This window comes from Pseudoalteromonas sp. C8 (genome assembly GCF_011378685.1).
Taxonomy (GTDB): Bacteria; Pseudomonadota; Gammaproteobacteria; order Enterobacterales; family Alteromonadaceae; genus Pseudoalteromonas; species Pseudoalteromonas arctica.
Genome location: NZ_WTKT01000016.1, coordinates 55,425 through 70,837, shown reverse-complemented (window position 1 = coordinate 70,837; position 15,413 = coordinate 55,425). Strand labels below are relative to the sequence as shown.

Below are 15,413 nucleotides of genomic sequence, written 5' to 3'. Positions count from 1 at the left end.
ATAAACTTGCAATTATAGATTACAGGCGTAATCTTATGTTGAAGATTACATTTGTAGGCAATAGCATGATTGAATTATCAAAAGCAGAGTTTGACGTACTCGACGCACTTTGGATTAACTACCCCGCCACCGCGAGCCAAATAATTGAGCGCTTAAGCGACGATAAGCAATGGCACGAAAAAACCATTAAAACCCTACTAGGTCGACTAGTAAAAAAAGGCGCACTTACATTTGAAAAAGAAGGTCGTCAGTATATTTATATGCCGTGTATGGAGCGCGCCGACTACACCTTAAAAGAAAGCCAAAACTTTATTGAGCGCTTTTTTAGTGGACGTATTGCGCCACTTGTAAGCGGTTTTGCTAAATCGGAGCAGCTTTCTCAGCAAGATATAAACGAGCTTAAAAAAGTTATAGATGACTGGGAAAAAAACCAAAAGTAAGGGATTAACATGGTTATTCAAACTGGGTTTAATTGGTTAATTGAGCAGCAACTACTATTAAGTATTTTGTTTTGTGGATTTATTTTACTCGAGCGATTTTGTTTAAAAGCCCTTGGCTCGCGGTTTGTATATAAATTAGCATGGCTATTACCTGCAGCATTGGTTATTGCTAATTTACCAAATGCGGTTAAACCACTGCAAAATAGCAATATTAGCCATTACTTAATCACCCCTAACCAGCCCTTTATACATGAAATGGATATTAGCTGGGCGCTCATGTATGCACTTATTACCGCAGGGTTATTAATAGCTAGTTTTATTACGCATACCCGTTTTGTTAAAACCCTGCAGTTAACTGAGTTAACACAATTTGAAGGTACTCTTACCACTGGTGTTAAAACCTACACCAGTCAACATGTAGCCACACCAATGGTGGTCGGGATTTTAAACAGCAAGCTGGTGTTACCGAGTAACTATAATACTCAGTTTGATCAAGCCACATTAGCACTTATTTTAGAGCACGAAAACGTACACATTAAACGCAAAGACAACTTAACAAACGCACTTATATTACTGCCTACTATTTTACTTTGGTTTAACCCACTAGCTTGGTTTTGTTACGCAAGTATGCGCCGACTACAAGAGCTGACTTGTGATGAACGGGTACTTAGCAATAAAACCACACAACAACATATTTTATATAGCAAAGCCCTAATAAACTGCGCGGCAAATGCGCCCACAGGACTTATGGCTTATTCACACTACGGAGATAAAAAAACCATGTTACAACGACTAATTAATATAAAACACAGCGGGGAGCGTTCAAAGCTTGCTAAAGGTGGCTTATTACTTGTAGCCGCAAGCATGCTAAGCGGCTTAGCCATTGCAAAACAACCAGAAGTAAATAAAACGCAAGAGGAGCATATCTCACCAACAATACGCATTGAACCTGCTTATCCAATACAAGCAGCTCAACAAGGGATCAGCGGCTCTGTTGTATTAAAATACGATATTGCAGCAAACGGTAAAACAAAAAACATTAGTGTTATTCAATCTAAACCTAAAGATGTTTTTGATAAATCAGCGAAAGAGGCGCTAGCAAAATGGAAATATAAAGCATCAGATTCAGGTTTTGAAGATGTACTTGTGCAACTAGATTTTGCGATTAATAGTGAAGTGGCACCTACCGATTTAATTGAGCGAATTAAAGTATCGCATTAACGCCATCGGGTTGTTCAAGACTACAAAGCAAGCGCCCTTTTAGGCTGCTTGCTTTGTGGTTTTAAAGTATAAACCTACAAACTCACCACAATCATGGCAATGGCTGTACCCAAACCAATAAACCACACTAATGAGCGAATTATATCTAGGTTCATATAGTAAAATACGCAATACAAAATACGCGACACAATATGTGTAACCGCTAGCGTTTCGGTCACTGCGCCTACAGAGTTAGTGCCGAGTACAACTGCAATAGCGACAGCAAAAACAGCGAGCGATTCAAAACAGTTTTGATGAGCAGCGAGCGCCCGTGCACCAAAGCCGGTTAATTTTATTTGTTGCGCCCTTGGGTGTTTATTGTCGTATCGACCTAATTTTGCCATTGCTATAGCAACCGGCACTTTTGCAAAGTAAGGCATTAATACCGCAAGTAATGCACATACAACTAATGTTGTCATAATTTATCCTTTTGATGTTTCGGATAATTTAGCATAAACGTAATAAAAAAGCCGCCAGATACGTTTTATGACAAACGCTGGCGGCTAACAATAACATCAGGCTTACTATAGCTAAATTTATCCTCAAACCCGTGCGACATAATGTCGCAGATGATGAATATTCAACATCACGGTTAATGCATCGCTTTACTTCACAAAGCTTGTTAACTTTACTGCCTTACATTTTAACGATGACAATCATGACCTGGATATTTTTCACTTTTTTAGCCGCTTTCATGCAAGCATGGCGTAATGCCCTGCAAAGTAAATTAAGTAACGATGTGAGTGTTGCTGGCGTAACCCTCTCCCGCTTTATTATTGCAGGCCCTATTGCTGCCGTGTATTTATATGGTTTGTATCAATATCAAGATACCACCATGCCTACATTTAATAATGCCTTTTGGGGATTTATTGTAGGCGCAAGTGTTATGCAAATACTTGCTACCGGTTTAATGGTTAAGTTGTTTAAAATGAATAATTACGCTGTAGGTGCTGGTCTTGCCAAAAGCGAGGCGTTAGTAGCTGCCATTTTAGGTGTATTATTTTTTGGCTCGGCACTTTCTTTGCTTGGTTGGCTTGGTGTGTTTTTTGGCGCTATTGCCGTATTGCTGCTCAGCGGCATAACAAGCGTTAAACACTTTAATGCTAAAACTGCATTACTAGGCCTTGCTTGTGGTACTTGCTTTGCACTTACCTCACTGTGGGTACGAGAAGCGAGTTTAAATTCAGGGTTACTATTCCCACATTCTGCCGCTTGGGTTTTACTGTTTGTAATCAGCCTACAAACGCTAATACTACTTGGCTATTTATTATTAAAAGAGCCGCAAACACTCAGTAAACTGTGGCAATACAAAGGCACTACAGCCGCAATTAGTGTTTTTAGTTGTGTCGGCTCTATTGGTTGGTTTAGTGCAATGAGCTTACAACATGTTGCTTACGTTAAAACACTTGGACAGGTTGAAGTATTTTTTACCATGCTAATTGCCGTACTTTGGTTAAAACAGCCACTTAAAAAACAAGATACTGCAGGCTTAATACTCATTGCTATTGCCGCTATTTTGGTAATGTTACCGTATTAATGGCAGCATAAAAAAGCGCAGGCTTTTACACCTGCGCTGTTATAATTTTTTATAGTTTTAATAACTGATTCTAAGAGCTGATTTTTAGCGTTATCACACCACTAATAATCATTAATACTCCCGCAATACGACCAAACGTAGCGGCATCGTTATAAAACAATATACCTACTAAAAACGTACCCGCAGCGCCAATACCTGTCCATACGGCGTATGAGGTGCCCATAGATATTTGCTTTTGGGCAAGCCACAACATAAAACCACTAGCAACTAAAAATGCCACCGCTATTGCTATGCCTTGCCAACGAGTATCTGGGTTTTGCGACACCTTTAAACCTATCGGCCAGCCAATTTCAAGTAAACCGGCAATAACCAAATAAATCCACGCCATTAAACATCTCTCTTTTTCAATATAACTTCATATAAATCTTCGCGGCGGTCTTTTAAGTTACGCACTGTGCCTTCGCTGTGAAGAATTTTTAACTTATCCATATCAAGGTCACTAAATAACAGCATTTCTGTATTAGGTGTGGCTTCGTTAAGTGTTGCATCGTGCGGGAACGAAAAATCAGAAGGCGTTAACACTGCCGATTGTGAGTACTGCACATCAAGGCTTTCTACTTGTGGTAAATTACCTACCGAGCCTGCAATAACTACATAACATTCGTTTTCGATTGCGCGTGCTTGTGCACAATGGCGAACACGTAAGTAGCTATTTTTAGTGTCTGTCCAAAATGGCACAAACAAAATATCTAACCCTTGTTTTGCTAATATGCGCGATAATTCAGGGAACTCAACGTCATAACAAATTTGAATACCTACACGCCCGGCATCAGTTTCAAATACAGCAATTTTGTCGCCGCCTTGAATAACCCAATCGTTTTGCTCATGCGGGGTAATGTGTATTTTACGTTGCTCGTCTATTTTACCGCTACGGTGACATAAATAACTCACGTTATAAATTTTATCATCTTCGGCAAGTGGCATAGAGCCAGTAATTATATTGGCGTTGTATTCTATTGCCATACGCGACATCGCGTTTTTAAACGTTTCGGTATATTCGGCTAAATAACGAATCGCTTCCGTTTGGTTGCTTTGATTTCCTAAGCCCATTAGTGGTGCGTTAAAAAACTCAGGGAATAATATAAAGTCACTTTTGTAGTCAGATACGGTATCTACAAAGTATTCAACCTGCTTTAGCATTTCTTCAACCGATTCAACGCAGCGCATTTGCCATTGCACAGCACCTACACGCACTATTGATTTAGTTGACTCAAGTACCGTGTCGGTTGGTTCATACATAATGTTATTCCACTCAAGTAAAGTGGCGTAACCAACTGACTCTTGATCCTCTGGTAAGTACTTTTTAAGTAAACGCTTTACCTGAAAATCGTTAGATAACTGAAAACTTAAAATAGGATCGTACAGCTCTCTTTGATCTACTTTTGCAATGTATTCCATTGGCGTCATTTCACTACTGTGATTAAAATAACGTGGAATACGCCCACCCGCTAAAATAGCGCGTAGGTTATATTGGCGGCACAGTTCTTTACGGGCATCATAAAGGCGACGACCTAAGCGCATGCCTCTGTGAGTTTCGCTAATAGCAACATCTAAGCCGTATAGCGCATCGCCGTCGGTATCGCTAAATACACGGTCGTGGCCATCTGCAATATCTTCGTATGTATGCGGGTTTGAAAAGCGTGTGTAATCAACTTGCACGCTCAGCGCTAAGCCCACCAGCACGCCGTCATCTACAATACCTATTTGTCCTTCAGGAAATTGGTCTATTAATCTAAAAATGGTATGACTTGGCCACGCACCACCTAAGTCGGGATACGCTTGATCCATCAAGGTTTTAATTTGCGGATATTGCTCTCTGGTTAAGTTACAAATTTCAAGATGGGTTTTTTCTGCCGACATACACAACTCCTTTAGGCATAAGAAAATAAAAGCCGAATGCACTTTAAAATACATTCAGCTTTGTATCATGTTTTTTACTTTAGATGTACTACTTTAAGCTGCGGTAAAAGAGTGTGGTTACTTTCTCTTTTGGTAACCAGCCTGCGTATTCAAGACCAAGTTCTGCCAATGGATCGGCTTTAAGTACTTGCTCTAAGCTTGCATTATTTTGCATTGCTTTTAGCATCACATCTTTCGCGCTTTGAACTAACTTACCATACGCTATTAGTCCTGAACGGTCACTTACCTTACCGTGCCCTGGTATTACTTTAGTGTTGTCGTCAATTTGTTTAACTACATCGTCTACTGCCGCTAAAATACCATTAACGCTACCGCCGCTATCTACATCAACAAACGGTAAGCTACCAAAATTAAAGTAAATGTCGCCCATGTGTACTATGTTGTCGTTACTAAAAAAGATAACTGAATCGCCATCGGTATGTGCATGCTCATAATGCACCACATGGGCGTGTTCGTTATTAAAATGCAGTTTTAAATCGTGACCAAAACTAATGCGCGGTAAAAAGTCTGACCCTTCTCCATGCTGCTCTTCTAAACGTTTATGTACATTGTCGTGTGCTATAACGTGCGCACCCGCTTTAGCAAAATTTTCGTTGCCGCCGGTGTGATCGCCATGATGATGCGTATTAATAACAAACTCTGCGCTGCCTGGTTTTAAATCGCTAATCGTTTTTTTAATATCATCTGATAACTTGGCAAACTGATCATCAATAATATAAATGCCATCATCGCCTACACTTGCTGCAATATTACCGCCTTGCCCAAATAGTACGTATACATGGTCACTTAATTTTTGTGCTGTTACTGGGCCTTCATCGGCTTGCGCTGTAGTGCTTAGTAATAAACCTGTTATTAATGCGGGTAGTATTTTTTTCATTTTAGTTCTCTGTTGTTTTATTAGTGATTATATAGAACGTGTTTAGGTATACTTTAGTTCATCGCGTAGGCTCTATTACTATTTGATGTATTAATTCTTGAGGTAATAAAGGCGTATGTTTGCCCTCTACATAGTCACTAAAACCCGCTCTATAAAATTCAGATAACGGATGCCCCGATTGCCCTCCCGGAATAGCTAAAATTGCACGTTTTAAATGACCTGGTTGAGCAATAAAGCGCTGCGATGCGCCAAAACTACGCCCTTGTACAGCGGGCATGTAACTATCGCCAAAACCTTGTGCTGTAGGCATATTTAAAAACTTAGCAAGTAAGGGGATTTGCTTTGCAAACGGATGCTCTATTACTAGCTCGTTTACCTTGCCCCACTGCCAACTTTGTACGTTATTACCAAATTGCTCGGTAAGCTTAGTAATAGTTTGGCTAAATGCACCGAGTAATTGCGCATCCCAACTTTTAAATTGTGGGTTTAACCATGTGTCGGGTTTGTTGTTAATAAGCTGCCAAACTGCGGGCTCTAAATCTCGTTTTACGTATTTAAGTGTGCCTTGCTGTTTATTTAATTGGCTTTCAATATTACTAAATAAAATATTAATCACTTCATCGCGGTAGCGCTTAACTAAGGTATACCCTATGGAGGTTGAACATGCACATTGCTGCCAATTTTCGAGCGCGGTTATATATTGCTGATTTTTGGTTTGATCGGTTTTTAACTGCTTTAATAGCAAAGCATGCCAAGGCATTAAAAAGCGAGCTTGGTTATCAAGCTGTAGTGCGTAAAAGTCGCTCTCTGCAAATGTTTGTTTTTCAAATAATCTATCGCGTATTTGGCTTGAGCGCGCGCCCAGTGCATAGCCACCATTACCAAAACGGGTATTATCTTCAGCCGACACCACGCGTGAATTACCAGTCCATAATCGCCCGCTTTGTGGGTTTTTAACAAACGGGCGTTGTAACTCGCTTTGCTGCCAAAGCGCTGAGTAGTCATCGGCATTTACACCAAGTTCGCTAGGCGTTTTACGCGCTGGTATACCGCCCATATGCTTCCACGCTGCGCTGCCTTGGCTGTCGACCACCATTAGATTTTGCACCGGTATTCCCACATCGCTTGCTACGCCAAGTGCATCATCTACTGTTTTGGCTTGCTCTAATTTTAATAACTGCATATTAACGGCATAATGCTGGTGTGCCGCCCAGCTAAGTGCATAAGGTTTTTCGTTAATGTATTTTACAGGTCCGTATTCGCTGAGTATTAATGAGTAGTTTTCGACCTCCCCATCGGGTAATGCAATAGGTTCATCAACTTGCCATGTTTTACTGTTATCGTTTAATGCAATCCAATCGGCGGTATCTAAATAACCGTTAGTAAACCCCCATGCAATATTATTGTTAGTACCCACCACAATTGCTGGCGCTCCGGGCAGCGATACACCGGTTACCTGAGCAGGCTCTCCATTTTTTATATAATTTAACTGCGCTCTGTACCAAATTACAGGCACTGCCATCGATAAGTGCATATCATCCGACACCATACCCGCACCTGTTTTAGTAAGCGCCCCCGTAACTGCCCAGTTATTACTGCCGCGCTCTTGGTTGGCTTCAATACTTTTAACTGTATGCTGTGTTTGAGTTGGCAAAGTAGGTATGCCGCCGCTATAAGGCGCTAATTTACTGCCATCAAGTGCGGCTTGGTACTTACTCGGTTGCGTTAAAAAATCAACCATTTGCTTACCATACGCTTGCTCAATTTGAATAAGTGCTTGGTCACGCTTAAATGTGGCACTTTGCAAATCAAGGTACATGCTAAATATAACTAATAGGCTGTCTTCGCTTTGCCATGGATTTTGTGCTGCACCCGTTAGTAAATATTCAAAGCTTGAATACCCTACTTGCGCTAAGCCTTCGTTTACACCTTGAGCGTAACTTTTAAGTAATTGTTTATCGGATTCAGGCAGCGTTTGTAAAATAGTGTGGCTGCGTTTACGTAATTGATGAAAACGCATTTCCTTATCGAGCCCCAGCGCCGCTTCACCAAATAATTCACTTAGCTCGCCTGCGGCATTACGCCTTAATAAATCCATTTGAAAAAAGCGGTCTTGCCCGTGCGCATAACCTAAACCATAGGCGGCGTCGTTTCGGCTATTTGCATTGATCACTGCTTGTCCTAATGCATCGCGCGAAATTTTTACAGGCTCTACTATTGCGTTACTACGTCCGTTTCCATCAAGGGCGGGTAAACTTAAAGTAAGTACACCATAAACAACGGCGGTACTTGCCAGTCCTAAAATCACAATTAATAACAACAAGCGTTTGATTACTTTAAACATCAACCTTTCCTTTGCACGTTTTTGACCAAGCGTTAAGGGCATATAATAACCATAGTTTTATTAAATAATAATGTTCTTGCTCGCAAAGGGTGAAATAAACATCAAAATCCACGATAATGTCGGCTCCACACATCGTGCAGAACTAGTTGAGTAAAATATGACTGAAAAAACATTTATCAAAGGTAAAGACCGCGACCTAGAATCGTCAATCTCTACCATGCAAAACAAGCTTAAAGCCCTAAACATTAATGTTGAAGAAGCGCTTTGGCTTAACCCTGTAGCTAACTGTTATTCGGTTCATATAAAAGACAGTGATTGCGGTGTTATGTTTACCAATGGTAAAGGCGCAACCGACAAAGCCTCTATTGCCTCAGCGCTAGGTGAATACTTTGAGCGTTTAAGCTGTAACTACTTTTTTGCAGACTTTTATTTAGGTGAAGAATTTGCCAATGGCGAGTTTACTCATTACCCAACCGAAAAATGGTTTAAAGTTGAAGGCGATGAAGTACCACAAGGCATTATGGACGAGAGCTTATGGGATTACTTTGACCCAGAGCGCGAACTTACCGCATCACACCTTTTTGATTTTAACTCAGGCAATATTGATCGTGGCATTTGTACCCTGCCGTACACGCGTCAACGCGATAACCAAGACGTATACATTCCAGTAAATGTTATTGGTAATATTTTTGTATCTAACGGTATGAGCGCAGGTAACACAAAATTTGAAGCTCGCGTACAAGGTTTATCAGAAGTATTTGAACGCGCTATTAAAAACCGCATCATCGCCGAAGGTATTTGTTTACCAATCGTGCCTGAAGATGTTGTTAAGCAATACCCTAAAATTCACGAAGCGTGTGAAGAACTTCGCAGCCATGGCTTTCATTTACGTATTGCCGATGCATCACTTGGTGGCAAATACCCTGTAATGAGCGTAACGCTTATTAACCCAACAGATGGTTCAGTATTTGCCTCTTTTGGTGCTCACCCATCATTTGAAGTTGCACTTGAACGTACCGTTACCGAGTTACTACAAGGTCGCCGTTTAGATCAGTTAGATGTATTTCAACCAGCAACATTTGATAACGATGAAGTAGCAACACCAGAGAACATTGAACTGCACTTTATTGATTCAAGTGGTTTGATTTCACATGATTTTTTCCGTGCAAAACCTGACTTTGAATTTGTACACTGGGACTTTAGCGGCACAACAGAGCAAGAATATCATTTCTGTACTGACCTAATTCACAACATGGATCATGATATCTACATCATGGATTACACGCACCTAAACGTATACGCATGTCGTATTTTAGTACCGGGCATGTCAGACATTTACCCTGTTGATGAACTAATTTGGCGTAATAACAATGAAGGCGCTAAATTCCGCGAAACATTCCTATCGCTTGATCAGTACGATGCCGAGCAATGGATGGAGATTTACGACAGCCTTGAAGAAGCCGGTCACAGCGATATTATTCGCGCCGCAGAATTTATTGGTTTAGCAACTGATGCCGACACGCCATGGCACACACTGCGTATAGGTGAGCTTAAAGCGCACCTTTGCTTAGCTGCAGGCAGTGAAGAGGCAATCGATTGGGTAGATTGGATACTTCATACAGGCCAAGTAAATGAAGATGCAATGCGTCATTTTCGCTGCTTAAAAGCTATTTTAGAAATAAAATATGATGACGAGCGCCAATACGCTGATTACCAAGATGCGTTAGGCTTAATGTTTGGCGCTAATAACGTAACGCTCGCTATTGAAATTGCCGAAGGTGAAAAACAATTTAACGGTTTAACTTTCCCTGGTTTATCGCTTGAAGGCTTTAAAAAGCATGCGGCACTACTTGATGGTTACCGCAAGCTACATGTAGCAAAGCAAAATCATTGGGCGCGTGAAGTTAGCGATAGCTAAACTACTAATTATAAAAATAAAACGGCGCATTTGTTAATGCGCCGTTTTCATTTATGTCATAAATTAGCTATAGTTAATTTGCCTAAATTAACGCCACGATGTAGCTAATGCCACCGTCTACTAATAACAAAACAAATGTTCATAACTTTAAGCTGACCTTTTGGTTATCGCTTACGCTAATTGTACTAGTTGGTGTCGTTCTTGATCGTATTAACTATAATCGTGTAAAAGATGCACATAGATTACAGATACTCTCTGAAGTAAGTACCTATCGTGCTCAATTAGAATCTATTTTAGTTTCTAATATCCAACTAGTTCGAGGCTTAGGGGTTGCCGTCGCAGCACAGCCTAATTTACAGCAAAAACAATTTGAACAAATTGCTCAACCGCTATTTAAAACCTCAAATGAGCTTCGTAATATTGGTGGGGCTCCCGATATGGTAATTCGCATGACTTACCCCTTAAAAGGTAATGAAAAAGCACTCGGTTTAAACTTCTTAGAAGAAAAAAACCAACGCGCTGATGCAATTAGAGCCCGCGATACAAATACCATAGTTATGGCTGGTCCATTAAAATTAATTCAAGGTGACATTGCACTTATTGCCCGAGTTCCTGTTTACGTACCTCCAGAGAATCGCTTTTGGGGATTACTCTCAGTTGTTCTTAATATTGATAAAGTCTACAAAAATTCGGGTATTTATGAGCTCGAAAAAGAGTATAACGTCGCTTTACAAGGCAGACATGGGCTAGGCAAAAAAGGGGAGTTTTTTTATGGTGATCAAAATATAACAGATCAAGACCCCCTTGAGTTTACATTAAGCTTTCAAGGTGGGAATTGGCAACTTTATGTTGCACCTAAAATAGGTTGGAGCCCTCCAAGCTCAGCTGTATGGCCACTTCGGTTATCGATTATTATTATTTGCGGGTTATTAATTTGGGCCTTTTTATTCTTTTTAAAAATGCTTAATCGTCAGCAACAAAATGAAAAAATGCTTGAAGCAATGAGTGATCTAGCCCAAATAGGCGCATGGTCATTTAACTTAGAAACTAAACAAGTGTATTGGTCTGATATGACCAAAAAACTATTTAAACACCCATTAAATAACCAACCAGAATGGCCTAAAGACTTAAATTACTTTAAAAAAGGCACCAGCAGAGAAACAATTAAGCCTTTAATTGAACGAGCCATAAAATATGGTGAAAGCTACGAAGTTGAATTAGAAGTAATGGATGCAGAAGGTGAATCTGTTTGGGTACTCGTACATGGTGAAGCAGAACGAAAGAATGGACGATGCACACGCATTTTTGGCTCACTACAGAATATTGATACCCGTAAAAAAATTGAATTAGAAAATAATAAAACCGCATTACATAACGAAATTTTAGCTTCTCTTACCGTTAATAAATTAATATTAAATGGGCAACTTAGCCAATCGAAAGATATTATCACTGAAGCAATCTGCCAAGCATTCGATATTAAACGTGCCAGTATTTGGTTTTTTAATGAAGACAAGTCTCAACTAAGCCCCTTTGCCATACATAGCAAACATTCGTCTAGTGACAAAATTGACTCTATTTGGCTAAGAAAAAACAACCCCGGCTTTTTTAATGCAATAGATCATCAAGCAGTATTTAATGCACCCGATGCACTAGAACACCCAATACTCGCACCAATTAAAGAGCAGTATTTAATGCCACTCGAGATTAAATCAATGCTGTGCATAATTATTCCTGCGGGAAGTGGTGCTATAGGCGTTGTTTGCGCCGAGCAATGTCAATCCAAGCGCCACTGGTCTAAAAACGAAGAAAGCTTTTTAATTGCCGTTGCAGCGTTAATAGGCAGCTTGCACTCGAGCCAGCAACGAATTGAAACTGAACAAAAGCTGGTTGCCGCCAAAGAAACTGCAGAACAAGCTGTTGAAGCTAAAAGTGAATTTTTAGCAAGTATGAGCCACGAAATTCGCACACCAATGAATGGTGTTTTAGGCATGCTTAATATAATTAAGCAAACGCAACTAGACCTACAGCAAAAGCATCATATCGAACTTGCTCAGTCATCAGCTCAATCTTTACTTAATATAATTAACGACATATTAGACTTTTCTAAAATTGAAGCCGGTAAGCTCGATATTGAAAACGTGCAATTTAACCTACCTCGGTTATTAGGAGAAGTGGTTGAGTCGTTTGCTTTAAAAGTAGAGCAAAACAATACAAAACTTATTTTAGATGCCACTCAAATTACAGTTAGCGAAATAATTAGTGATCCGAACCGCTTACGCCAAATTTTGAATAACTTAATTGGCAACGCCGTTAAATTTACTATTGATGGCGAAGTAGTTATTACCGCCAAAGTGGATGAAACAACGGATGGCTCGTTCCTACAATGTTCGATTATTGATACTGGCATTGGTATTGACCCTAAAAAACAAGCGTCGTTATTTGATTCGTTTACACAAGCAGATACCTCAACTACACGCCAATTTGGGGGCACAGGGCTTGGCCTTGCCATAGTAAAACAACTGTGTGAGCTGATGAACGGTGAAGTAAGTGTAAACAGCATGCAAGGTGAAGGAAGTACATTTTCTTTCACAATACAAATACAGCCTCGCTTAAGTAAAGAACAAGATTTACCGAGTCATTTAATTAAAAACAAACATATTTTAATTATTGATGAGTGCTCGTTAAATGCAAATACAGCCAGCAAACAACTCACGGTATGGGGTGCAAAGGTTAATTGCATACATGACTATCTTGAGGTTGATGATTATTTAAATAATGTAACCACCCACCCTGAAGCTATTTTAGTTGATTACTACTTTTTTGAAAAAGCGCCGCAAACGCATATAACTGCGCTTAAAAACTTTATAAATATGCATAGTTGCAAGTTAGTTCTTATGGCGCCAATGAGTTATTCACCTGAGGAGTCTAAAGTAGGTATGGAAGTCGACTGTATGATTTTCAAACCACTCACACCTTCTGATTTGTTTGACTCACTCACTAACGATAAATACATTGAACAACAGCAGCAACAAGCACAACTACAAAATAAACTAACTAAAGCACCAGTACTCGATTCATCAGAGCCACAACTACTGCTCGTTGAAGACAATAAAATAAACCAAGTAGTTGCCTCGGCGCTATTAAAGCAAGCAGGTGTGACTTTTGATATTGCTGAAAATGGGCTTGAGGCAATTGTAAAACTCAATGCAAAACAAGGTAAGCCATATAAGCTAGTTTTAATGGATTGCCAAATGCCTGAAATGGATGGCTACCAAGCCACTAAAGCCATTAGAGAAGGCGATGCAGGTAAGGGTAATGAAAATATTACTATTATTGCACTTACAGCCAATGCCATGCAGGGCGATAAAGAAAAATGCCTAGCAGCAGGCATGAACGACTATTTAAGTAAGCCGCTCGATTTAGCCGCCCTAAAACCTAAACTCCAGCAATGGCTTGGTATCCAATAAAGGTGTAAGCTAATAAAATACGCTTACTAATTTGAGATTATTTATGCAGTTATCAGCAAATCAACAACGTATTCTTGGTTGCTTACTAGAAAAACAAAGCACAACGCCAGAACATTATCCGCTATCGTTAAACGCTCTAGTGAACGCATGTAATCAAAAGTCTAATCGCGATCCTGTGTTAAATCTTACAGATAGTGACGTGCAAAACGCACTTGATGAACTAATAGACATGCGCTTGGTAACTATAGATGAAGGGCTTTCTGGTCGCGTAAATAAATACGACCACCGCTTTTGCAACACTGAGTTTAGTAATCTGCAATTTTCTGCTCAGCAACGTGCCATTGTTTGTTTATTACTTTTACGTGGTGCCCAAACCCCAGGTGAATTAAGAACTCGCAGTGCTAGGCTTGCTGATTTTAATAACGTAAATGAAGTAGAAACAGCGCTCAATAAACTGATTGAAAGCGATTACGCCCGTAAATTAGAACGAGAAGCAGGTAAACGCGACAGCCGATACATTCATTTATTTGGCGAACAACAAAATAATCCCGCCGATGCCTTTGTTGCTCTACCAAGCGAAGTAATTAAAGATAAAGAATTAAGTGATTTACTGGCAGAAGTGGAAGAATTAAAAGTAGAGCTTCGCAAAATAAAAGCTCATTTAAAACTTTAATTAATTAAGACTAAATCACATAATAAGTTTATTGCGTATCACATATTAAATTTTATAAGGAGCTGGCAATGCGCGCCGAAATTATGGCTGAAATGAAGGTTCAGCCAACTATTGATGTAAATGCTGAGATAACTCGCCGGGTTGCTTTTATTAAAGCACGTTTAGTAGCAGCTCACTCACGATCACTAATATTGGGTATTAGTGGTGGTGTTGACTCATCAACTTGCGGCCGCTTATGTCAACTTGCCGTAAACGAGCTAAATAAAGAACACGATACTGACAAATACCAATTTATTGCTGTGCGCTTACCTTATGGCGTACAAGCCGATGAAGACGAAGCGCAAATGGCGGTTGATTTTATCCAGCCAAGTAAACGTATGACCGTAAACGTACAACCGGCTGCTGATGCACTGCATGAGCAAGCGATAGCTGCTGTAGTTGGCTGTGGTGAAGCACTGCCTGAGCAAGCTCAGATAGATTTTATTAAAGGTAATGTTAAAGCACGCCAACGTATGGTTGCTCAGTACGAAATTGCTGGCTTTTGCCAAGGCTTAGTAGTGGGTACCGATCATAGTGCTGAAAACATTACTGGTTTTTATACTAAATTTGGTGACGGCGCGTGCGATTTAGCTCCGCTATTTGGTTTATCAAAACGCCAAGTGCGTGCACTTGCTACTGCACTCGGTGCCCCAGCTTTATTAGTAGATAAAGCACCTACAGCTGATTTAGAAAGCGACCGCCCAGGCTTAACAGATGAAGAAGCACTTGGTTTGAGCTATGAGCAAATTGATGACTTTTTAGAAGGTAAATCTGTTTCTAAAGACGTTGAACAAAAGCTTGTAAGTATTTACATGCGTACACAACATAAGCGCCAACCAATTCCGACAATTTACGATTAATGTTTTAGTAAATAAAAT

At 40.0% G+C, this 15,413-nt stretch carries 12 protein-coding genes; 7 read left to right on the top strand and 5 right to left on the bottom strand.

What is annotated here, in order from left to right; all coding sequences use genetic code 11:
• The first annotated feature begins 65 nt into the window (after positions 1-65).
• Both GQR39_RS15115 and GQR39_RS15110 read left to right on the top strand, forming a co-directional pair.
• Positions 66-440 carry a BlaI/MecI/CopY family transcriptional regulator gene (locus GQR39_RS15115; RefSeq protein WP_007580531.1) on the top strand — a complete coding sequence of 125 codons (375 nt, stop codon included), beginning with the start codon at positions 66-68 and terminating at the stop codon, positions 438-440.
• Positions 441-449: 9 nt separating this feature from the next.
• Positions 450-1,661, top strand: coding sequence for a M56 family metallopeptidase (locus tag GQR39_RS15110; protein WP_165736031.1), 1,212 nt, complete (start codon positions 450-452; stop codon positions 1,659-1,661).
• Between the two features lie 74 nt (positions 1,662-1,735).
• Here the strand turns inward: GQR39_RS15110 and GQR39_RS15105 are convergent, their stop codons facing one another.
• Positions 1,736-2,119, bottom strand: a complete 384-nt coding sequence (locus GQR39_RS15105; protein WP_101163821.1) for an MAPEG family protein — start codon at positions 2,117-2,119, stop codon at positions 1,736-1,738.
• A gap of 239 nt (positions 2,120-2,358) precedes the next feature.
• Between GQR39_RS15105 and GQR39_RS15100 the strand changes: the two genes are divergently transcribed.
• Entirely contained in the window at positions 2,359-3,237 is an 879-nt protein-coding gene (locus GQR39_RS15100) for a DMT family transporter (protein ID WP_171972337.1), read from the top strand.
• Positions 3,238-3,307: 70 nt separating this feature from the next.
• Here the strand turns inward: GQR39_RS15100 and GQR39_RS15095 are convergent, their stop codons facing one another.
• From GQR39_RS15095 to GQR39_RS15080, 4 genes are all read right to left on the bottom strand, one after another.
• Positions 3,308-3,625: a multidrug efflux SMR transporter gene (locus tag GQR39_RS15095; RefSeq protein ID WP_076925559.1), complete on the bottom strand. Its 318-nt coding sequence runs from the start codon at positions 3,623-3,625 to the stop codon at positions 3,308-3,310.
• Positions 3,625-5,157 (bottom strand): bifunctional GNAT family N-acetyltransferase/carbon-nitrogen hydrolase family protein, encoded by a 1,533-nt coding sequence (locus GQR39_RS15090; protein ID WP_076925558.1) that lies wholly within the window; start codon positions 5,155-5,157, stop codon positions 3,625-3,627. Before GQR39_RS15090 ends, GQR39_RS15095 begins: the two co-directional genes overlap by 1 nt.
• An 88-nt stretch (positions 5,158-5,245) precedes the next feature.
• Entirely contained in the window at positions 5,246-6,094 is an 849-nt protein-coding gene (locus tag GQR39_RS15085; RefSeq protein WP_024598810.1) for an MBL fold metallo-hydrolase, read from the bottom strand.
• Between the two features lie 58 nt (positions 6,095-6,152).
• Positions 6,153-8,438 (bottom strand): penicillin acylase family protein, encoded by a 2,286-nt coding sequence (locus GQR39_RS15080; RefSeq protein WP_165736030.1) that lies wholly within the window; start codon positions 8,436-8,438, stop codon positions 6,153-6,155.
• Between the two features lie 157 nt (positions 8,439-8,595).
• On the opposite strand from GQR39_RS15080, the gene ycaO reads away from it, so the two are divergent.
• From ycaO to nadE, 4 genes are all read left to right on the top strand, one after another.
• Positions 8,596-10,356: a 30S ribosomal protein S12 methylthiotransferase accessory factor YcaO gene (gene ycaO, locus GQR39_RS15075; RefSeq protein ID WP_165736029.1), complete on the top strand. Its 1,761-nt coding sequence runs from the start codon at positions 8,596-8,598 to the stop codon at positions 10,354-10,356.
• 107 nt (positions 10,357-10,463) lie between these two features.
• Positions 10,464-13,823 (top strand): ATP-binding protein, encoded by a 3,360-nt coding sequence (locus GQR39_RS15070; protein WP_165736028.1) that lies wholly within the window; start codon positions 10,464-10,466, stop codon positions 13,821-13,823.
• 43 nt (positions 13,824-13,866) lie between these two features.
• Positions 13,867-14,496, top strand: a complete 630-nt coding sequence (locus tag GQR39_RS15065) for a YceH family protein (protein ID WP_007580511.1) — start codon at positions 13,867-13,869, stop codon at positions 14,494-14,496.
• A 68-nt stretch (positions 14,497-14,564) separates the two neighbouring features.
• Positions 14,565-15,395, top strand: coding sequence for an ammonia-dependent NAD(+) synthetase (gene nadE, locus GQR39_RS15060; protein ID WP_121953458.1), 831 nt, complete (start codon positions 14,565-14,567; stop codon positions 15,393-15,395).
• Positions 15,396-15,413: the final 18 nt, after the last annotated feature.